Origin of the sequence: Pseudomonas protegens, assembly GCF_003363755.1 — a bacterium.
GTDB lineage: Bacteria > Pseudomonadota > Gammaproteobacteria > Pseudomonadales > Pseudomonadaceae > Aquipseudomonas > Aquipseudomonas danubii.
On the sequence record NZ_CP031396.1, the window covers coordinates 6,635,880 to 6,657,257 of the forward strand.

Below are 21,378 nucleotides of genomic sequence, written 5' to 3' on the forward strand. Positions count from 1 at the left end.
TCCCTTAACCGCGCGGTGTCGCAGCGGCGAGTTTCACAGCCGGAGCCGCCTTGGCAGGGGTGACCTGCGGCAGGTTGCTGGCTTCCAGTGCTTGGCGTTGTTGGGCCAGGGCGGCGAGGGTTTCCTGGCTGGCCATGGGGATCACTTCAGGCGTGACCGGGGCACCGGGACGTGCCCGCTGCAAGCCCTTGACGATGATGGTGTCGTCCTTGCTCAGCCCGTTGCGCACGATGCGCAGGCCCTCGATCTTCGGCCCCAGCTCCACGGCGCGGTAGGCCGGCTTGTTGTCGGCGTCCATCACCAGCACGAACTTCTTGCCCAGGTCGGTGCCCACGGCTTCGTCGTTGATCAGCATCGCCGAGTAGGTGCCGCTGCCCACCAGTTTCAGGCGCGCATACAGGCCCGGGGTGTAGCTGCCGTCACGGTTGTCGAACACGGCGCGGCCGCGGATGGTGCCGGTCTTGGGGTTGACCTGGTTGTCGACGAAGTTCATCTGGCCCAGGTGCGGGTGGCCTTCTTCATTGGACAGGCCCAGGTACACCGGGGTGGTCTGGCCGCGCTGACCCTGGCGGGCGAGTTGGGTGTACTTGAGGTACACGCGCTCGTCGGCGTCGAAGTAGGCGTAGACCTTGTCGGTGGACACCAGGCTGGTGAGCGCGGTGACATCGGCGGTCACCAGGTTGCCGGCGGTGATCTGTGCGCGGCTGACGCGACCGCTGATGGGGGCCACCACCCGGGTAAAGCTCAGGTTGAGCTTGGCCAGGTCCAGTTGAGCCTGGATCGCATCGACGCCGGCCCGGGCTTCCTGGGCGGCGCTGCTGCGGGTGTCGGCCAGCTCGGCGGAAATTGCGTTGCTGGTCAGCAGGCGCTGGCCGCGCTGGGCTTCGTTGGCGCTGCGGGTGGCGGTGGCCCGGGCTTGTTGCAGCTGGGCTTCGAGGCGGCGGACTTCAGCCTGGAAGGGGCGCGGGTCGATCTGGAACAGCAGGTCGCCTTTCTTCACCAGGGCGCCTTCGGTGAACGCCACCTGATCGATCTGGCCCGAGACCCGTGGCCGGATTTCCACGGTTTCCGGGGCTTCCAGGCGTCCGGTGAACTCATCCCATTCGTTGACTGGCTGCTCCAGCACCTTGGCCACACTGACCTTGGCAGCGGGCGGGGCGGAGGCGGTTTCCGGGGCTTTGCCGCAGGCACTCATGACCAGAACGGCGAGGGCGGCTAAGGGGTAACGCAAGAGTTTGACTGACTGGTCCATGGTTCATCCGCCAAGGTAATTTGAGATGGGCGGATGATGCTCGGCAGGGTGGTATCTCACGAATCGAATGAAGCGAAGGTAACTATCATTCGGAATGATATAAGCCCCAAGCGAGCCCTCTAGCCTGCACCTTTCGTTAGGGTGCTATCAATCCCCTGGTATGCAATTGATTGTTGTCGCATACGCAACATTGCCCGCCGGGGCAGGGGGCAGCTGTCGGCGAACAGGCCCTCCTGTCTTTGTATTCGGGCATTGCAGAGATTGTTTGAACGGCTCGCAGGCGCCTGTCGCGCAGGGACCTTCTGCAGGTCATGCGGGGCGTGTTGAGCGCTTTTTGCAGATGACTCCACTTGACAGCGAAGGCTTTGAAGACGCGTAATATGTCGCAATGTTAACGTTAACCTAGATAAGAACAAGAGGGTCGTCACATGCAGCTTGCCGCCAAACGCGAGTACTGGCTTATCAGTGGTTTATTGTTTTTCTTCTTCTTTTCGTGGTCATCCAGCTATTCGCTGTTCTCTATCTGGCTGCATCGAGTCATTGGCTTGAATGGCACGGAAACCGGGTTCATTTTCGCCGCCAACGCCATTGCGGCGTTGCTGGTTCAGCCCTTCTACGGCGCTCTTCAAGACCGCCTCGGGCTGTCCAAAAAACTGTTGGTATGGATTGGCATCTTGCTCTGCGCCGCGGCCCCGTTTGCCATTTATGTCTACGCCGGCCTGTTGGCGCAGAACGTGGTGCTCGGCGCCTTGGTCGGTGCGGCGTTTCTGGCGCTGGCGATGCTGGCAGGCGTGGGGGTAATCGAGTCCTACACCGAGCGTTTGTCACGTCATGCGGGGTTCGAGTTTGGAACCACCCGAATGTGGGGGTCGTTGGGCTGGGCCAGCGCGACCGGCGTGGTCGGCGTGGTGTTCAACATTGATCCTGACATTGCGTTTTACATGAGCAGCGCCGCCGGCGTCGTGTTCCTGCTGATCCTGTCCCGCCTGGACCTTGACCGTTTGAACCCGCCGGCTGCGCAGGCGGGCAGCGTTGCCCACCCCGTGCGCCTGAACGATCTCTGGAAGTTGCTGACACTCCCGCGATTCTGGGCTTTCAGCCTGTACCTGACAGGGGTGTGCGGGATCTACATGATCTACGAGCAACAGTTTCCGGTGTATTTCTCCTCGTTTTTCCCGACCCCGGAGGAGGGCACCCGCGCCTATGGCTACCTGAACTCGTCTCAGGTGCTGGTCGAGGCGGTCTTGATGCTGTTTGCACCCTGGGTGGTCAGCCGCACAGGCGCCAAATACGGGCTGATCCTGGCCGGCAGCATCATGTTTGTGCGCATCCTTGGCTCCGGGATGGCAACGCAGGCCTGGGCTATCGCTGCCTGCAAGATGTTGCACGCCTTGGAAGTGCCCATCTTGCTGGTCTCGATATTCAAATACATTTCGCTGAACTTCGACTCTCGGCTGTCCGCCTCGATCTACCTGGTGGGATTCCAGTTCGCCCAGCAATTGACCGCCATGCTGCTATCGCCGCTGGTGGGCTACGGCTACGACCATCTCGGTTTCTCCAGCGTCTACGTGCTGATGGCAGGCCTGGTCGGCGTTTGCCTGTTGCTGTCATGGACCTTGTTGCGTAAGGACCCCGTGCGCGGCGCCGCTCAAGACCGGCCTGGCGATTCGCCGGAGCTGCCTGCCATCGCTCAATCTGCCCTTCGTTATGAACCCTAGACAGGAACCGGCCATGCACGCTGCACTGTTAGAGCAAGCGCATCGCGCTATCGAAAAAAAACTGCCCGAGCGGGAGGATGACTATCGCCTGGCCTATCACCTGGCGCCGCCGGCAGGATGGATGAATGACCCGAACGGCCTGGTGTTTTTTCGCGGTGAATACCATGTGTTCTACCAACATCATCCCTATTCGGCCAAGTGGGGGCCGATGCACTGGGGGCATGCCAAGAGCCGCGACCTGGTGCACTGGGAGCATCTGCCCATCGCGCTGGCGCCTGGCGACGCCTATGACCGCGATGGCTGCTTTTCAGGATCTGCGGTGGTCGCGGACGACAGGCTGTACCTGATCTACACCGGGCATACCTGGCTGGGTGCGCCGGGTGATGAGCGGCACATTCGTCAGGTCCAGTGCCTGGCCAGCAGCATCGATGGCGTTTCGTTCAGCAAGCACGGGGCGGTGATCGATACGGCGCCTGAGCCGAGCATCATGCATTTTCGCGATCCCAAGGTGTGGTGGCGAGCAGGGCAGTGGTGGATGGCCTTGGGCGCTCGCCAAGGCGACGACCCGCTGCTCCTGCTCTATTGCTCCGACGATCTGCATCACTGGAAGTACCTCAGGTGCGCGCTGCAGGGGCGACGCGAGTCGGACGGCTACATGTGGGAGTGTCCGGACCTGTTCGAACTCGATGGCAACGATGTGTTTCTCTATTCGCCTCAAGGCCTGAAGCCCAGCGGTTATGACAACTGGAACAAGTTCCAGAACAGCTATCGGATGGGCCTGCTGGACGACCGTGGATACTTCAGCGAGTGCGGTGAGCCGCGTGAACTGGATCATGGTCACGATTTTTATGCGGCGCAGACCCTGCTGGCGCCGGACGGACGCCGCCTGTTGTGGGCCTGGATGGACATGTGGGAGAGCCCGATGCCGAGTCAGGCGCAGCACTGGTGTGGTGCGCTGTCGCTGCCTCGTGAACTGAGCCGTAATGGCGAACGGCTGCGCATGCGGCCGGCCCGCGAGCTGAAGGCGCTACGCCAGTCGCAACGGACACTGGCGATCGGCGTGGTCGAATCCGGCAATTGCCTGCTCGATGAGCGAGGGACGTTACTGGAGTTCGAACTGTCCCTGGACCTGGCAGGCAGCACTGCTGAGCGCTTTGGGCTGGCGCTGCGTTGCAGTGAGGATCAGCAAGAGCGGACCCTGGTGTATTTCGATGCGATGGCGCGCCGCCTGGTGCTGGACAGGCAACACTCGGGAGTGGGGGTGAGCGGTGCGCGCAGCGTGCCGATAGCCAAGGGACAAACGCGGATAGACTTGCGGATTTTCCTTGATCGTTCGTCTATCGAGGTGTTTGTCGATGACGGCGCTTATAGCTTGAGCAGCCGGATCTATCCTCGTCCGGACAGTCAGGCGGTCATGGCGTTTGCGGTCAATGGCAGCGCTGGGTTTGGCGATGCGTCGGTCTGGCACCTGGCCGATCTGCGCCTCTGACCCTGCTGATCGGCCATGGGCGCGCGACGTCTGGCGATGTGTTGTCATGCTTTTGCCAAGCATGACATGATGCCCGGCCACACAAGCATTGGCACCTGCGAATGGCCTCAGTTAAAGATGTCGCGCACCTCGCAGGGGTTTCCTTGATGACGGTGTCCAGGGCGCTCAATACCCCGGAAAAAGTCAATCAGGAAACCCTGGCGAAGGTTCTGCAAGCGGTTGAGACCCTGGGTTATGTCCCCAGTCTTTCTGCCCGACAGATCCGCGGCGGCGCTTCCCGTAGCAAAACCATTGGCGTCTTCGCGCTGGATACCGCCACCACGCCCTTCGCCGTGGAAATGCTCCTGTCCATGGAGCGCACCGCCCGGGAACACGGCTGGAATGTCTTCATCCTCAACGTGTTCGAAGTGCCGCCGAGCCAGCAGACCATCGACCTGATGCTGTCCCACCAGCCTGACGGAATCATCTTCAGCGCCATGCAGCTGCGGACCATCGAGATCCCCCCGGCGTTGCGCAGCCTGCCGCTGGTGCTGAGCAATTGCATGAGCCTGGAGTCCGGGGTGGCCTGTTATGTGCCTGACGATGCCGACGGCCAGTATCAGGCTGTGCGGCATGCGCTCAAGCGTGGCTACCGCAGTCCGTTGTGCATCAACCTGCCACAAGCCAGCCTGGCCTGGGAGCAGCGCCAGCTTGGATTGTGTCGAGCCCTCACTGAGGCTGGAATATCCGTGGCCGATGTTCCGCAATACAGCCTGTCCCAGGATGACGCCTATCAGGAAACGATCGCCGCGCTGGAGGCGCAATTGCAAGCGTCGCAAGGAGCGCCAGCGTTCGATCTTCTTATCTGTGGTAACGACCGCATCGCTTTGGTGGCTTACCAGTACTTGCTAAGTCGCGGTCTGCGTATTCCGCAGGACGTGGCGGTTCTGGGGTACGACAACATGATCGGTGTTGCCGAGCTGTTCTATCCGCCGCTCAGTACCGTGCAGTTGCCGTATTACGAAATGGGGCGGCGTTCTGCGCAATACCTCATCGAGCGCTGGGAACAGCCGACGATTCACAGGGTTGCGTGCCCGCTGGTAGAACGCGAATCCTGCTGAACGGCATGGCTGACAGGAGCATGCGCACACCCGGCGGGTGCTCATGATCCTGGCGCTGGAGCTGGCGAATCGTCGACCGGTCTTTACATTTTTTGACTGTAGATTCACTGATTAATACAACTCCGGCTTCAGCAAAGTTTGATACTGCGCGCTCTACCGCCCCGAAGGATGCTCCGCTCGGGGTATCGCTCCAAATGCACGAAAGGAATCATCCGGATGTATCTCTCTCATAGGCTCACGGGGATCGGTCTGTGTGCCGCGTTGTTTGTCCTGGCAGGTTGCGCGCCCACTTCAATAGCCGGACCCGGGGCCAACAATGTGCGCATCACCCACAACGAACCGGGACGTGAATGCCAGTTTCTTGGTGATGTCACCGGCAGTCAGGGCGACTTTTTATTGGGCAGTATCACGGGGAACGCCAATCTCGAAACCGGCGCCCGCAACGACCTGAAAAACAAGGCCGCGGCGCTGGGGGGCGACCGGGTTTACCTGCTCACTCAACGCGCAGGGCAGACCGGTTCGGATAATCGCCTGGAGCAAACCAACGTGACGCTTTCGGGCAATGTCTATCGCTGCCCCGAGTCCTGAGTCTGCCGCTGAGCGCTGAACAGCTTTGCCCCGCCAATGGCAGAGCTGTCAGCGCTATGAATGTCGGCATTGGTTCGGGAGCGGTCAGCGCCGGGATTTGCGTCCGCTGCTGCCGATGGTCAAGCGCTGGTGATGTGTTGAACGGAGCGCTCGGCCATTTTTGCTGCCGAGCCCGCAGCAGGATGATGCTTGCAGCGGGCGCTTCAGGAGGGGAGGGACAGCAACCAGGCGCTGAATGTCTTGAACGCCGGAAAGTGCTGGTAGCGCGCGGCGCAGGTCAGGTAATAGTTGCGACCGCTGTCCATGGGGCCGAACAGCTTGACCACGGCTCCAGACTCGATTTCCTCCTGCACCAGGATATCGGGAACCAGCCCGATACCTATGCCTGCGGCCACCGCCTGGATCAGGTGGGCGGTGAGCTCGAAGCTGGGGCCCGTGCGCATTTTCTGGTGATCCAGGTTGTTGAAGTCGAACCAATCAGACCAGCCGTTGGGGCGAGACACCACGTTCAGCAGCAAATGATGGGGGAGCTCGTCCAGCGATAGCTCGGGGTTGCCTGCCAGGGCCTTGGGGCTGGCGATGACGATCAGTTTTTCTCGCAGCAGCAGGTGCGACACGTAGCCCGGCCAGTCCCCTTTTCCCGCACAGATGATGGCCTGCATGTCGCCCACGCTGGAGGGGTTGTCGGCGTGAATGATCCTTGAATGGATATGCACCAGGTTCCTGGGATGACGGGCATAGAACTCATGCATTTTCGGCAGCAGCCATTTTGAGCCGAACGTCGGAAGCACCGCCAGGTTCAACGGGCCATCTTCTTCCTTGAAGGCAATGGTCTGCAGGGTGGCGCTGCGAATGCGCCCCAATGCGGCGCTGAGTTCATGCTGGTACAGAGCGCCGGCGGCGGTGAGTTCGATTTTTCTGCCCTCGCGCTTGAACAGCGAGATCTCCAGCTGCGATTCCAGGGCCTGCACTTGCCGGCTGACCGCGCTTTGGGTCAGGGCCAGTTCGTCCGCAGCTTTGGTGAAGCTGCAATGGCGGGCGGCGGCCTCGAAAGCGACCAGCAGGGACATTGAAGGGGTCAGTCGGCGTGGGTTCATTCATAAAGCTCATGCAAAAGCTGCAGGTTTTACGTTTGTGTGAAACGTCTTGGCCCCACAAAATCGTGGGTGCGCCCCTTGCCATGCAGCAGCTGTCGGGGGGTAAGCATACATAACGAGAATGCTCAGATTAGCGGTATCGCCAGTAGGAATTCCAGCATGATTGCCCGGTTGTCTCCCCATGAAGTCAAAAACCCAGCCTGTGAGTTGTTCCTGGCTCGCCTGGAACAGGAGGGTTTCCAGGGAGAAATCGCTCGCGATCATGGGCTCAGGACCGTGCTGGCGACCGACAACTCGATCTATCAGCGCCTGCCGCAAGCCGCGGTGTTTCCGCGCAATGTGCAAGATGTTCAGCTGTTGGCCCGCCTCGTGGCGCTGGCGCCATTCAGCTCGGTGGTACTCACGCCGCGGGGCGGAGGAACCGGCACCAATGGCCAATCGTTGACCAGCGGGATCGTGGTCGACTTGTCGCGCCACATGAACGGCATCCTTGAGATCAACGTCGAGGAGCGCTGGGTGCGGGTGCAAAGCGGCGTGGTCAAAGACCAGCTCAACGCGGCGTTGAAACCCCATGGACTGTTTTTTGCGCCCGAGCTGTCGACGTCGAACCGGGCCACCATCGGCGGCATGATCAACACCGATGCAAGTGGCCAGGGAAGCTGCACCTATGGCAAGACCCGTGATCATGTCCTGGCGCTGTCGACCATTCTCATTGGTGGCGAGCGGCTCGACAGTGTGCCCCTGGACCCTGACCAGTGGCAGGCACAGGCCCGTCGCGAAGACAAGGTTGGCGCGATCCATCGCTGTGCATCGCAGATCGTGGAGCAATATGCCGAGCTGATCGAACACACCTTTCCCAAGCTGAACCGTTGCCTGACGGGGTACGACCTGGCGCATCTGCAGGAGCCCAACGAGCGACTCAATCTGAACAGTGTCCTGTGCGGCTCCGAAGGCTCGCTGGGTTTCATCGTGGAAGCCACGCTGAATGTGCTGCCCATTCCCCAGTATTCGATCCTGGTCAATGTGCGGTATGCCGGCTTCATGGACGCACTGCGCGACGCCAAGGCGTTGATGCAGCTCAAGCCGCTGTCCATCGAGACGGTGGACTCCAAGGTCCTCGGGCTGGCGATGAACGACATCGTCTGGCACGGCGTCGCCGAATACTTTCCCCAAGACCCCGATGTGGCGACCCTGGGCATCAACCTGGTTGAATTCAGCGGCGACGACGAGGCGGTCTTGCTGCAACGCGTGGATGAATTTGTCCTGCACCTGCAGCGTGACACCCGCGTGGTGCGATTGGGGCACACCCTGGCCGTCGGCGCCCAGGCAGTGCAGCGGGTCTACGCGATGCGCAAGCGGGCCGTGGGGCTGCTGGGCAACGTCAAAGGCTCCGCCCGGCCCCAGCCGTTCGTGGAAGATACCGCCGTTCCTCCCGAGCACCTGGCTGATTTCATTGCGCAGTTCCGCGAGTTGCTTGATGGCCATGGCCTGGAATATGGCATGTTCGGTCACGTGGACGCCGGGGTCCTGCATGTGCGGCCGATCCTGGACATGAAAGACCCCGCTCAGGCGGCCCTGATCCGGCCCATTTCCGACGCCGTCGCCGAGCTCACGCACAAGCACGGCGGCTTGCTCTGGGGCGAGCACGGTAAAGGGTTGCGGTCGCAATACGTGCCCGACTACTTCGGCGAACTCTATCCGGCCCTGCAGGAACTCAAGGCGGCTTTTGATCCGAACAACCAACTCAACCCTGGCAAGATCGCCACGCCCAAGACGCTGCCCGGCGCCCGGTTGACCCGGGTGGACGAGGTCCGGTTGCGGGGCGAGCTTGATCGCACCATCGATGAGCGGGTCTGGTCGCACTACGACGCCGCGGTGCATTGCAATGGCAACGGCGCCTGCTACAACTTCGACCCCGGTGACGCCATGTGTCCGTCCTGGAAAGGCACCCGCAATAGACTGCACTCGCCCAAGGGGCGCGCGTCGCTGGTGCGTGAGTGGCTGCGCTTGCAGGGCCAGCAAGGTGTCGATGTGCTGGAAGTGGCTCTCTCGTCCAGGTCCGAGCTGCTCGGCCTGCCCAGGCGTGCGGTCAATACGCTTGCACGGAAGCTGGGCCAGAAAGACTTTTCCCATGAGGTCTACGAGGCGATGGCCGGGTGCCTCGCCTGCAAGTCCTGTGCGGGGCAGTGCCCGGTGAAAGTCAATGTGCCGGACTTTCGCTCGCGGTTTTTGCAGCTGTATCACAGTCGCTATCTGCGCCCGTTGAAGGATTACCTCATCGGTTCCCTTGAGTACACCATTCCCCACTTCGCCCGCGTGCCGCGTTTGTACAACGGCATCATCGGCTCGCGGATGGTGGGGGCGTTTCTGCGGCGGGTGGCCGGAATGATCGACAGCCCGCTGCTGAGCCTGCTGGATTTTGATGAGGTTTGCCGGCGGTGGAACGTGCGCGTGGCGTCGCCTGCGCTGCTTGAGGGGATGGACGAGGCGCAACGGGCTCGCAGCGTGATTCTCGTGCAGGACGCCTTTACCCGTTACTTCGAAACACCGCTGCTGGCCGATTGGATCGAACTGATTTCCAGGCTGGGGTTTGAGGTGTACATCGCGCCGTTCGCGGCCAATGGCAAGCCGCTGCAGGTCCAGGGCTTTTTGAAAGCTTTCGAAAAGGCTGCGCATTACAACGGCCGAACGCTGCGCCAGCTGTACCGCTATCAGATTCCATTGGTGGGTCTTGATCCGGCGATGACCCTGGTTTATCGGCAGGAGTACGCCAAGACCCTGGGGCAGGATCAGGCTCCGAGCGTGCTGCTGCCGCAGGAATGGCTGGCGCAGGTACTGGCGCCGTCAGCGCTGGGCGCGGACCAGGAGACTTACCACTTTGTGCCGCACTGCACCGAGAAAACCAACGAGCCGGGCAGCGTGGCGCTGTGGCAGACGATCTTCGCCCGAGTCGGCCTGAAGTTGCAGGTGCAAGCCAGCGGCTGCTGTGGGATGTCCGGAACCTATGGTCACGAAACGCAGAACGCCGGGACCTCGGAGGTCATTTACCGTCAGTCCTGGGGCCCCTTGGTGGCCCGTCTCAATGGGGCCGGGCGCCTGCTGGCGGACGGCTACTCGTGCCGCAGCCAGGTCAAGCGCAAGGACGGACAGACCGTCCAGCACCCGCTCCAGGCCTTGCTGAAGTTGCTGCGCGGCGCCGACCAGACCTCAGGCGCTTGAGCGGCGCGGGCATGGTGCGGTTTGACCGCCGCGGCTGGGTATCGGCGTGGACTGGTGCTTATGTTTTCGTTGAGCACTGGTGCGACCAGCTCGCTGGGCGTCTTCAGAAGCCGTAGAGCTGGGCCGGGTTGTCCACCAGGATCTGCTTGATCAGCGCGTCATCGTTTTCTACCCAGTCGAACAGCATCTCCAGCAGGCTGGCGTCGTTGGGCATCGGCACCGGTATGCACGGATGTGGCCAATCGCTTGCCCACAGCAGCCGGTTCGGATTGGCTTCGATCAACGCCCGGGCGTAGGGCGTTACGTCGTCGTAAGGAAAGTCCTTCGACGCGGTAAAGCGATAGGCGCCGGAAAGCTTGACCCATACCCGGCCTTCTTGCAGCAGGCGCAGCAGGTCGGTGAATCCCGGGTGGTTCAGCCCGCAACTGGTGGGCATGTGCCCCATGTGGTCGATGACGACTGGCACGGGCAGGCTGGCCACGGTTTCGTACAAGTCGGCAAATTCGGTGATATCGATCAGCAACTGAAGGTGCCAGCCAAGGGGGGCGACTTTTTCCGCCAGGGCCGCAACATCCGATACCTCGACGCCACTTTTAAAGATCAGGTTGACGCGCACGCCGCGAACCCCGAGGCGATGCATCGCCTGCAGGGTTTGGCTATCGGTGTCGGTATCGATCACCACAACCCCGCGCAATGCGCTGCCCCCTTGCTTCAGCGCCGCCAGGGTGGTGCTGTTGTCCGCCCCGTAGACACTGGGTTGGACGATGACTGCGCGACTCAACCCCAGGGTTTTCTGGACGTGCTCAAAGGCCTCCAGGGGAGCGGGGGGCGGCGTGTAGGAACGGTGAGGGGAGAACGGTTGCCCATGCTCGTCACCAAAGACGTGGAAGTGGCAGTCGCATGCCCCGTCCGGCAAGGTGCGTTGCAGTTTGCGCGGCTCGGGATCCGGGCCTGCGCATTGCGGGGCGTAGGTTTCGCCCAGCGAACTCATGCGAGTGATTTCCCAGCCTTGCAATCCCCGCAACCCATTGCGTTCGGCGGAGTTGATGATCTGCTGCCAGGTGGCGCGTCTGGCGAGGTCGGGGTCGCCGAGCTTGATGGCGTCAAAGATCGCCTGATGTTCGGCCAGCAGGGTTTCGCCGAGGTCGCTCGAACGCACCAGGCGGTTCTCCAGCAAGGCCGCTTCGTAGACGTGGCTGCAGAGAAAGATGATGAAGTTGCGAAAGTAGTCATTGCCTGTGGCGTCGGCAATGGCCCGCTTGAACTGCAGGCTGTGCTCCAGCATGTCCTGAGGGTTTTGCAGGCCGTCGCGCAGGGTGTCCAGCGCCGCCGCGATCTTGTTCAACTGATTGAGTGAGCGACGTCGGGCGGCCATGGCGGCTGCGGCGACTTCGAGGTCCAGGCGCAGTTCGTAGAGCTGGCGCAGCTTGGTGCTGTCGGTCAGTTCCTCTTGAGTGATGCGGAAGCTGCTCTGGTTGGCTTCGGTGGCAACAAACACCCCAAGCCCTTGGCGACTGATGACGAGGCCAGCCGAATTGAGCCGCGCCACGGCTTCACGCACGACATTTCGGCTAACGGCGAAGGCTTCGGCTAAGCGGCTTTCGGTGGGGATGCGATCACCGGGACGGAGTCGACCTTCACGTATTTCACTTTCCAGATAACGAAAGATCTCAACCGAGAAGTGATCACGTCGGCCAATTGCTTTTATAGTCATTTTTCTCAGTCATCGAATGTCGGTTTCAAAAGCTTGAAACGTAGAACGCCCGCGTAAGGAACGATACGCGGGCGTTACTCTAACAAATGATGTCTGGTTCAGTGCAATTGCTTGCCCCTGGTTTCCGGGAGGAAGCAGGTCACCACCAGGACCAGGCAGTAGGCACCTCCGGCGAACATCGCAATCGCGGTGCCCAGGCTGTATTGGGCACTGATGAAACCGACGAGTCCCGGGAACAGTGCGCCCACCGCGCGCCCGAAGTTATAGGAGAACGCCTGGCCGTTGGCCCTCACTGCCGAAGGATAAAGTTCTGTCAGAAAGGCCCCCATGCCGCTGTAGATACCGGATGCGGCGAACCCCAAGGGAAAACCGAGAATCAGCATCTGGGTATTGGTCAGGTTCAGTTGCATGTAGCAGATCACGCTGATGGCCGACAGGACGGCGAAGAGGATGAAGTTGGCGCGGCGCCCCAGCCGGTCAGACAGGTAGGCGCCGCAGACATAGCCGAAGAATGACCCCAGGATGACCACCAGCAGGTAGCTGCCGGTGCCGAAGACTGACAGGCCCTTCTCCAGCTTCAGATAGGCCGGCAACCATGTGGTGATCGCGTAGTAGCCACCTTGTACTCCCATGCACAGCAGCGCGGACAACAGGGTGGTACGCAGCAGCGAGGGGGAGAAGATGTGCCAGAAAGCCACCCTGTTGCCTGTTTCGCTCTGGTGTTTTTTGCTCTGCAGGAACACCTCGGGTTCTGGCACGTATTTACGAATGTAGAGCACCAGGAGTGCAGGTGCGATGCCGATCCAGAACAGCGAGCGCCAGGCAAGGTCTTCGGGAAGGTAGCTGAAGGCCACTGTGTAGAGCAGCGCGGCCGCGCCCCAGCCAATGGCCCATCCGCTCTGCACGATACCCACGGCCTTGCCGCGATGTTCCGCTCGGACCATTTCGCCGATCAGCACCGAGCCCACCGCCCACTCGCCGCCGAACCCGAGGCCCTGCAGCGCACGAAGCACAAACAGCTGTTCGAAGTTTTGCGCGAAGCCGATCAGTACGGTGCAGATCGAGAACCACAGAATGCTGATCTGCAGCAGCCGCACCCGACCGTAGCGGTCAGCCAGGATCCCCGCTCCCCATCCGCCAATGGACGAAAACAGCAAGGTCACGGTGCTCAGTAGTCCTACTGATCCCTTATCGATGTGCCAGAGGGTCATCAAGGAGGCGATGACGAAGGTGAACACCATGAAGTCCAGGGCGTCCAGCGCCCAGCCACCCAATGCGGAGTAGAAGGTGCGTTTTTCAACGGTATTAAGTTCGCTAAACCAGCTCATTATTGTTCTCCGTGCAGCACCTTAGTGCCGCTGGGTTATTGTTTTTGTTATTTGAAGTCGTACAGAACGGCGGGGTTATCGACCAGGATGCTCTGTCGCTGGCGTTCATCGGGCGCCCATGAGTACAAGCGATCCAGTAATGAACCGGTGTCGGGCGTGCTTTCGAGCGCTACGTGGGGCCAGTCGCTGCCCCAAACCATTCGTTCGGGGGCGGCGCCCAGCAAGGCATGGGCCAACGCATCCGTATCGGCATAGTCCGGATGCCGCTCACTCAGGCGATAAGCGCCCGACAACTTGACCCACCAACCGTGTTCCGCCACGTTTCTCAGCAGCAACTCGAACCCTGGCTCCTTGACGCCCAGGCGGGCCGGGAAGTGTCCGAAGTGATCGATCACCACGGGGCAGGGCAGCCTGGCTATCCGTGCCTGCAGCTCGCTTAACAGCCGGACATCAATCAAAAACTGCAGATGCCAGCCAAGGTCGGCAACTCGATTGGCAAGACGCTCCATCAAGTCCAGATTCACGCCGCCGCGAAACAGCACGTTGATGCGAACTCCACGCACACCCAAGGCGTGCATGTGCGCCAGTTCGTCATCGCTGATTCGTTCATCGACTACCGCGACGCCCCTCAGTCGATCGTGATGACGTTGCAACACCTCGAGCATGTAGCGGTTATCGGTGCCGTAGACGCTCGGCTGCACCAGAACCCCGCGCTGCATCCCCGTGGCCCGCAACATGTCCAGATACAGCGCCTCAGGTGCGGGAGGCGGGGTGTAACTGCGCTCGGGTACCAGGGGATAGTGCTCAAAATCAGCACAGATCACATGCGCATGGGTGTCGCATGCACCTGGCGGCAGCACGAAGCTCGGGGCTTGGATCGTTTCTCTCGGGGCGGCGCAGGAGGGCGGCCACGCTGTGGCGGATTTGGGGTGAGGCATGGATTTCATCTCCTCGACAGCTCTTCGCACGCCTTGGCGCTTGCAGAGCGGTACTTGTTGGTTGTTGGTTGTAGGTTGTCCAACAAGTGCTGGCATGTTGAATTTTTGCCCTGGCCTTGTCAATGGATGCCAGTGGGGATTTCGCGCGACGCGCTTCGGTGATGGCTACGGCGGGGGAATAGCGGCTTTGGGTGCTAATGGGAATATGTATTAATTGCGAATGGTTTTGTATAGCATGCGCCGGAGTTTTTTTGGCGGTTTCACCCCTTGTATTGGCCTATTCGTAAAGGTTTTTTCTCTCCATGCGCCGAACCCTGCTTTCCATTTGCGTGCTGCAAGCGTTGTCGTCTACCTCATGGGCTGAACAAGCGCAGGTAAAGCCCTCAACCCTTGAGCTGGGCACGGCCGATGTCATCGGCACCGCGACTTACGAAAGGGCAGATGGTCCGGTGCAGGGTTATCGCGCAACGCGCTCGGCCAGCGCCACGCGGACCGATACCTCGATCCATGAAACCCCGCAGTCGATCAGTGTGGTCGCCAAGGATGCGGTGGAGGATCTTGGAGCCACGCGTTTGCAGGACGCGCTGGACTACGCCGGGGGCGTGGGGCGGGCGAACAATTTTGGTGGGCAGGGGCTGACCACGTTTACCGTCCGTGGCTTCACCACCGGCGAGTTTTACCGCAACGGTTTTCCCATCAATCGCGGCTATCCGAACATGCCGGATGCCAACACCATTGAACGTCTTGAAGTGCTGCGCGGCCCGGCAACCATGCTTTATGGCCGGGGTGATCCCGGCGGTACTTTCAACGTGGTTTCCAAACAGCCGTTGCCCGAGCGCACGGTCACCCTGGGCAGTCAACTGAACGACCAGGGCATGAGGCGCGGCACGTTGGACGCTTCCGGGCCGCTCGACGAAGACGGGCGCCTGGCCTATCGACTGAACGTGGTGGGCGAGGGTGGCGACACCTTCCGCGATCATGTCGAGACCGAGCGCTACGGTGTCACGCCGGTGCTCAGCTGGCAGGTCAGCGATGCGACCAGGCTGATTTTCGAAGGCGATTTCATGCGTAACAACGCGCCTCTGGATCGAGGCATGACCCGTTACGCGAAGCAGGTTGGCAGCGCTTCTCGCGACAGTTTTTTCGGTGAAAAAGACGTTGGCAAACTGCACAACGACAACAACATGGCGCAACTGCGCTTCGAACACCTGCTCAACGACGACTGGACCCTGGGGGGTGGTGTGCAGTGGCTCGATGGTTCGCTCAAGGGCAACGCGGTCGAGGCCAACGGTATTGCTGCTGACGGCCGCACCTTGGGGCGCAATTTCAACTATCGCAAGCTGGAATGGACCGACCGGGATGCCCAGCTCAACCTGACCGGCCATTTCGATACCGCCGGTTTGCAGCACACTTTGCTCACCGGTATCGAGTACGAAGACTACGACTATCAGTCGATCATTCAACGCTCCGGTGGTGCTGTCGGTGCGTACCCCATCGACCTCTTCGATCCGCTGTACGGCCAGCCGCGTCCGGCCCTGACCCGCACGCCGACTCATGACCAGGAAAACCTCAAGACTTATGCCGCGTTCGTGCAGGATCAAGTGGCCCTGACCGACAAACTGAAAGTGCTGGCAGGGGCGCGTTTCGAACGCTTCGAACATGACTATGAAACCTATGTACCCGGCGGCAAGAGTTGGCAGGCCAGTGACAACGCGGTCACACCGCGCATTGGCGTGAGCTACGACTTGACCGAGACCTTGGCGCTCTACGCCGATACCGCTCGCTCGTTCAAGCCCAACACCGGCGCCAGCCGGCTCGGCGGCGGGTTTGCGCCGGAGAAGGGCAAGTCTTATGAAATGGGTCTCAAGTGGGAAGCACTGGATCAGCAGTTGAGTGTCGACGCGGCGATCTATCAGATCGAAAAGCGCAACGTCTTGACCGCCGACCCTGTTGACTCGACCTTCAGCGTGGCCGCCGGTGAAGTGCGAAGCCGTGGTTTCGATGTCAACGTTGCCGGCAACCTGACGCCCGAATGGCGCGTGATCGGCGGCTACGCCTATGTCGATGCCGAAGTCACCAAGGACAACGTACTGCGCTCTGGCACGCGGCTGCTGAACATCCCGAAAAACAGCTTCAGCCTGCTGAATATGTACGAGTTCCAGGACGGCATGCTCAAGGGCCTGGGCCTGGGGAGCGGACTCAAGTACGTCGACGAGCGCGCCGGGCAAACCGCCAATACCGGGTTTTCGATGGGCAGCTACACCGTTGTCGATTTGCTCGGTTTCTACAAGGTCAATGACAAGGTGCGGCTGAATCTGGACCTGAAAAACCTGTTTGACCGTGATTATGAAGAGGGCGCGTTCGGCAACGTTTACGCCTATCCGGGGGCTCCGCGAACGCTGCAGGTCGGCATTGCCTACACCTTGTAGTGGGTGTGTTTTGCTGGCACGGGCCGAGCTTGTTCCGCTGACACGATGGTAATCCTGCCTGTTTGCAATAAGACCTTGTGCCGGTGATACACAGCAACGCCAAAACCAAGAGAGTCTCGAAATGAGTCGACCTTACAATTTCCTTGTCGCCCATCTGAAAAAGGAGGGTTTGGCACAACTGCCTGCCGACAGCGTCTCTTTAAGAGAATGGTTTGGGCAGTTGGGAGTGGCCATTGAACGCTTCGGTAACAATGCCGGGAAAGTCGTCAAGTTCTCTGAGGAAAATCATGAAAAGAACTTGCTGGCTCCCGATTCCGCAGGAGTAACGCTTTAATTCGAGCGAATCTGGTCAAAGGATGAATGCGACGAATCGATGAACTGTCATGTCAGTGCCGTTTTCCTCCACGACAATGGCTTGCTCTTGAGCGTCGCAGGCGAGGTCATGAGTCTCGAGCAACTGATCGAATCGTTCTGGCGTCTGGAGGCGACGTGCTCGCCGCCTTCTCTGCATGAGGGCCGAGTGTTGGCATTGATGCGGAATTGCCCCACCTGCTGAGATCAAGACTGCCCCAACGCGGATAGGTAGATACCGCGCACAGACGGCCGTAGCCTTGAAGGCTGCTTGGGTCAGCGATTTTTCGGCAGATGGGTCAATTCTTCATCAGCGCCTACAACCCTGGCACCACGACCTTGGATTGCAGCACTCATCCAATAATCGGTGGATGTTGAAGGCGACACTGGTCGATCTCAAAGGCTATCCGGATCGCCAAAGAACATTTTGACTTGGCTCTAGGACCGTATTGTCAGCTTATAAAAATCTCAAAATGCCCCCAATTTTGCCCCCATTCACTTGCCGTACACGAGCGGTCACGAATGGTGATTCCTGACAAAATCCAGTATGGCCCTGGGTGGCTTTGAGTTGGGGTTTGCTGGAGGGTTGTGTCGTCAGGTCTACCGCCGTTGACGTTGAGATAGGTTCCACCCTGAGCCAGGAAGGAAGGCCTACCGAGGGTGCCCTAGTATTGCTCCAGGTGGCGCATCAACCCAATGTACCAATTAGCTTGGTGAGTCTTAAGGATCCAGTTATTAGTAGGAAGTTTTGGGAGCGTTTCGACCCTATTGGAGGTGAGGGAAAAATATTGTAATAGCTAGGAGCTCAAATCAAGAGTGGGCTAAAGGAATTTTAAGAGATGCTGGACTGATAAAGGGAGGAAGTCATGAGTAGTAATGCAAAAGAGTGCCCAGGTGCGGCTGATTATCAAGAGTACTCCATGTGGAAGTATGATGGTGAAAGCGATCTTTACTATCCAGTTCTTTCTCCGAAAGAGTTGCCCGATGAGGAGTCTTGCTTGACAATTCATTCAAGCTTTACACTGCCTAATGGCAAGGAGATTGAGGGCTATATTGTTGGAGTTGAACGTGTGTTTTCAATGGGTTTTTTTGGTAAGGATAATGTTTTTTTCATAAATAAAAATATGCCTGATGCCTCTATTGAGCAAATTGAAAGTCTTTTGGCGATACAGCCAAGTCTTGAGGTAAAAAGGGCGTTCGATATATTTCCTTTGATGTATAGGACATTAATTGACTTGGAAGGGTTTTCCAACGTGACCGGTACTTTTGATATAGGCGAGACTTTCGGACTTACGGGTAAGTGATTTTTTAAGTGTGCGAGTTAGTCGAAGCGATTGCTTTAATGTGGTTGCCTTAATTTTTTTCGAAAATTACTGCATCATACAACGCAGGTTGCAGACTAAGGGGGCCATAGCTGCAAAGCTCCTAGCCAGCTTTTCATAGCGAATACCTATTCTTCCCATAACGTGAGCCTAGTCATTGAGGCCACACCATGTCGTGAGCCAAGTGTAAACGCGCTGTGTGGGATTATCATCGTGTTGCGTCAATGCCACAGGATCAACGCTGCGCCAATCGCGATTTGAGCGGAAAGCCCCAAAGCCTCTTAATAAATGAGTGGGATTTTTAATGGTTTTTCCGCAGAAGAAACAAAATAAATCGTGTTTTTACACTCATTGTTTCCACCAGATGTGTGATTTTTACTCATTGTTTCAAACGAGTTTTGAACCAATATACATGTGGTAATCCCCCATTTTTAGTGATTGCCAGAAGTTGAGGTATGGAACTCCATGGTTTGTGGAATGGCAGAAATGATCAGCCGAACAGCCTGCCAGGCGACGCCTAAAGACTCTCAGGGTCGCCAAAGAACATCTGAATCCGCGAACGCAACCAGCGCTCTCCCGGGTCATTGTCCTGTGAACCGCGCCAGGCCATGTGCAGCTCGAAGCTGCGCACCGGCAGGGGCGGGTCTTCGGCGCGTACGCCGCCGGCGGCGGTCAGGGCCTCGGCGGTGTAGTCCGGAACGGTGGCGAGGATGTCGGTGCCGGCCAGCAGGGTGCTCAGGCCGTTGAACTGTGGCACGGCGAGTACCACATGGCGCTTGCGTCCGAGCTTCTCCAGTTCTTCATCGATAAAACCGCTCAGGTCCCCGGCGAACGACACCAGGGCGTGGGGGCGGGCGCAGAAGTCGTCCAGGCTCAGGGCGCCCGGAACGGTGTCGGCACGCAGCAGTTTGGGCAGGCTGCGGCGCAGGACTTTGCGTTTGGCGTTGGCCGGCAGGTCGGCGGTGTAGCTGACGCCGATGGAGATTTCACCGGAGGCCAGCAGCGACGGCATCAACAGGTAGTTGGCCCGGCGCACCACCAGCACGATGCCTGGAGCTTCGGCGCGCAGGCGTTTGAGCAGCATCGGCAGGAGGGCAAACTCCGCGTCGTCGGACAGGCCAATGCGGAACACTGTGGTGCTGGTGGCCGGGTCGAACTCGGCGGCGCGGCTGACGGCGGTGGAGATCGAGTCCAGGGCCGGTGAGAGCAGGGCGAAGATTTCCACGGCCCGGGCCGACGGCTCCATGCTGCGGCCGGTGCGTACAAATAGCGGGTCGTCGAACAAGTTGCGCAGCCGCGACAGGGCGGCACTGATGGCTGGCTGACCGAGAAACAGCTTCTCGGCGGCGCGAGTCACACTGCGTTCGTGCATCAGTGTCTCGAACACAATCAATAGATTCAGGTCGACACGACGCAGGTCATTACGATTCATCTGGAGTCCTGGCAGAGTCAGCGAACTTGACGGGAGCGGCCATATCGGAACAATGGCCGGCGTGAATCTTACGGGTAAAGGCTGGTACTCTGCATCGGCTAAATGTTGTTTGTTTGTGCTCAGGCTGCGGCCCGGCACGCTGTCCGCCCCGATTTTCAAGGGCACGGAATCAATGACAGACATGTCGACTATTAATAGGCACTGATAGTCTTGCTTTCAAAGCCCGGATAAAGTTCGCGGCATTAGAGGTTAATTTGACGAGGTTTGCGATGTCCCGCACGATTCGTTTTCACAAGTTTGGACCGGCCGAGGTGCTCAAATGCGAAGAGCATGCGGCCTCGTTGCCTGCGCCAGACGAAGTGCAGGTACGAGTCGAAGCCATCGGTATCAGTTGGTACGACGTGCTCTGGCGGCAGAACCTGGCGTCGTCCCATGCGCGTCTGCCGTCTGGCCTCGGGCATGAAATGGCCGGTGTGGTCACGGCGGTAGGCGAGGGCGTCGACGACCTCGCGGTTGGTGACAAGGTCGCCAGCTTTCCCGCGCAAAGTCCCAATGACTACCCGGTGTATGGCGAGCAGATCGTCCTGCCACGCTCGGCCCTGACCCGTTATCCGGATGTGCTTAGCCCTATCGAAGCCGCTGTGCATTACACGCCGCTGTTGATTGCCTATTTCGCCTACGCTGACCTTGCGCGGGTCAAGCCCGGGCAGTTCGCCCTGGTCACCGATGCCAGCCACTGTGCCGGCCCGTCTTTTGTGCAGTTGGGCAAGGCCCTGGGTGTGCGGGTGATTGCCGCGACCAAGACCGCTGAAGAGCGTGAGTACCTGCTGTCCCTCGGCGCCGAGAAGGTGATTGTCACCGAAGAGCAGGACCTGCTGATGCAGATCAACAAGCTCACCGACAATCGCGGGGTCGATGTGGTGTTCGACGGTCTGGGTGGCCCGCAGATGTCGATGCTCGGTGATGTCCTGGCGCCTCGCGGCAGCCTGGTGTTGTACGGCCTGCAAGGCGGCAACCAGACTCCATTCCCGGCCTGCGCGGCGTTCCAGAAGAACATCCAGTTCTTTGTCCACTGCATCGGCAACTTCACCGGCAAGCCGGAGCTGGGGATCATTCAGGATCAGGTGGCGTTGCAGCGTGCGCTGCGCGACATCAACCAGCTGACTGCGGATCGAGTGCTGGTGCCCTTGAAGACCCGAGTCTTCCCCTTCAGCGAGTTTGTCGAGGCGCACCGTTACATGGACGAATGTCCATGTCGCGAACGGGTCGCGCTGCAGGTCGAACCGGCCTGATTCCCCCAACGCCAGGCCAAGCCTGGCGTTTTTGTATCTGTATCTTTGTCGGCGCCGGCTTGTCGGCCAATGGGGCCTGAACCTCGTGCAAGCCTTGAGGCTGTCCCCC

The 21,378-nt window shown here is 59.7% G+C and carries 15 protein-coding genes; 9 read left to right on the forward strand and 6 right to left on the reverse strand.

All coding sequences use genetic code 11. The features are described 5' to 3' along the window. Positions 1-4: 4 nt before the first annotated feature. The gene (gene mexE / locus DWF74_RS30160) at positions 5-1,252 is read right to left on the reverse strand and encodes a multidrug efflux RND transporter periplasmic adaptor subunit MexE (protein ID WP_115582376.1); all 1,248 of its coding nucleotides are present in this window, start codon (positions 1,250-1,252) and stop codon (positions 5-7) included. Between the two features lie 428 nt (positions 1,253-1,680). On the opposite strand from mexE, the gene DWF74_RS30165 reads away from it, so the two are divergent. The 4 genes from DWF74_RS30165 (at position 1,681) to DWF74_RS30180 (ending at position 6,147) form a co-directional block, all read left to right on the forward strand. Continuing rightward, positions 1,681-2,970 (forward strand): MFS transporter, encoded by a 1,290-nt coding sequence (locus DWF74_RS30165; RefSeq protein WP_102865176.1) that lies wholly within the window; start codon positions 1,681-1,683, stop codon positions 2,968-2,970. A 13-nt stretch (positions 2,971-2,983) separates the two neighbouring features. Beyond that, positions 2,984-4,459 (forward strand): glycoside hydrolase family 32 protein, encoded by a 1,476-nt coding sequence (locus DWF74_RS30170; RefSeq protein WP_115582377.1) that lies wholly within the window; start codon positions 2,984-2,986, stop codon positions 4,457-4,459. Between the two features lie 101 nt (positions 4,460-4,560). Next, positions 4,561-5,559 (forward strand): LacI family DNA-binding transcriptional regulator, encoded by a 999-nt coding sequence (locus DWF74_RS30175; protein WP_115582378.1) that lies wholly within the window; start codon positions 4,561-4,563, stop codon positions 5,557-5,559. Between the two features lie 318 nt (positions 5,560-5,877). Continuing rightward, the gene (locus tag DWF74_RS30180; protein ID WP_205413471.1) at positions 5,878-6,147 is read left to right on the forward strand and encodes a DUF4156 domain-containing protein; all 270 of its coding nucleotides are present in this window, start codon (positions 5,878-5,880) and stop codon (positions 6,145-6,147) included. Positions 6,148-6,350: 203 nt separating this feature from the next. Here the strand turns inward: DWF74_RS30180 and DWF74_RS30185 are convergent, their stop codons facing one another. Next, a complete protein-coding gene (locus tag DWF74_RS30185; protein WP_115582380.1) occupies positions 6,351-7,244 on the reverse strand; it encodes a LysR substrate-binding domain-containing protein in 894 nt (297 codons plus the stop codon). Positions 7,245-7,403: 159 nt separating this feature from the next. Here DWF74_RS30185 and ydiJ point away from each other — a divergent pair, with 159 nt between their 5' ends. Continuing rightward, the gene (gene ydiJ, locus DWF74_RS30190) at positions 7,404-10,463 is read left to right on the forward strand and encodes a D-2-hydroxyglutarate dehydrogenase YdiJ (RefSeq protein WP_115582381.1); all 3,060 of its coding nucleotides are present in this window, start codon (positions 7,404-7,406) and stop codon (positions 10,461-10,463) included. A gap of 103 nt (positions 10,464-10,566) precedes the next feature. On the opposite strand, the gene DWF74_RS30195 is transcribed toward ydiJ, so the two are convergent. The 3 genes from DWF74_RS30195 to DWF74_RS30205 all read right to left on the reverse strand — a co-directional run bounded on the left by DWF74_RS30195 (position 10,567) and on the right by DWF74_RS30205 (position 14,443). Then, entirely contained in the window at positions 10,567-12,177 is a 1,611-nt protein-coding gene (locus DWF74_RS30195; RefSeq protein ID WP_115582382.1) for an amidohydrolase family protein, read from the reverse strand. A gap of 98 nt (positions 12,178-12,275) precedes the next feature. Next, the gene (locus DWF74_RS30200; RefSeq protein WP_047304692.1) at positions 12,276-13,505 is read right to left on the reverse strand and encodes an MFS transporter; all 1,230 of its coding nucleotides are present in this window, start codon (positions 13,503-13,505) and stop codon (positions 12,276-12,278) included. Between the two features lie 47 nt (positions 13,506-13,552). Then, entirely contained in the window at positions 13,553-14,443 is an 891-nt protein-coding gene (locus DWF74_RS30205) for an amidohydrolase family protein (protein ID WP_115582383.1), read from the reverse strand. Between the two features lie 302 nt (positions 14,444-14,745). Between DWF74_RS30205 and DWF74_RS30210 the strand changes: the two genes are divergently transcribed. From DWF74_RS30210 to DWF74_RS30225, 3 genes are all read left to right on the forward strand, one after another. Next, on the forward strand, positions 14,746-16,872 hold the full coding sequence (locus tag DWF74_RS30210) for a TonB-dependent siderophore receptor (RefSeq protein WP_115582384.1): 2,127 nt from the start codon (positions 14,746-14,748) through the stop codon (positions 16,870-16,872). Positions 16,873-16,993: 121 nt separating this feature from the next. Further along, positions 16,994-17,206 (forward strand): hypothetical protein, encoded by a 213-nt coding sequence (locus DWF74_RS30215; RefSeq protein WP_115582385.1) that lies wholly within the window; start codon positions 16,994-16,996, stop codon positions 17,204-17,206. 883 nt (positions 17,207-18,089) lie between these two features. After that, the gene (locus tag DWF74_RS30225; RefSeq protein ID WP_162884142.1) at positions 18,090-18,527 is read left to right on the forward strand and encodes a hypothetical protein; all 438 of its coding nucleotides are present in this window, start codon (positions 18,090-18,092) and stop codon (positions 18,525-18,527) included. A gap of 535 nt (positions 18,528-19,062) precedes the next feature. On the opposite strand, the gene DWF74_RS30230 is transcribed toward DWF74_RS30225, so the two are convergent. After that, on the reverse strand, positions 19,063-19,977 hold the full coding sequence (locus DWF74_RS30230) for a LysR family transcriptional regulator (protein ID WP_115582388.1): 915 nt from the start codon (positions 19,975-19,977) through the stop codon (positions 19,063-19,065). Between the two features lie 269 nt (positions 19,978-20,246). Here DWF74_RS30230 and DWF74_RS30235 point away from each other — a divergent pair, with 269 nt between their 5' ends. Continuing rightward, a complete protein-coding gene (locus tag DWF74_RS30235) occupies positions 20,247-21,269 on the forward strand; it encodes a zinc-dependent alcohol dehydrogenase family protein (RefSeq protein WP_115582389.1) in 1,023 nt (340 codons plus the stop codon). The last annotated feature ends 109 nt before the right edge of the window (positions 21,270-21,378 follow it).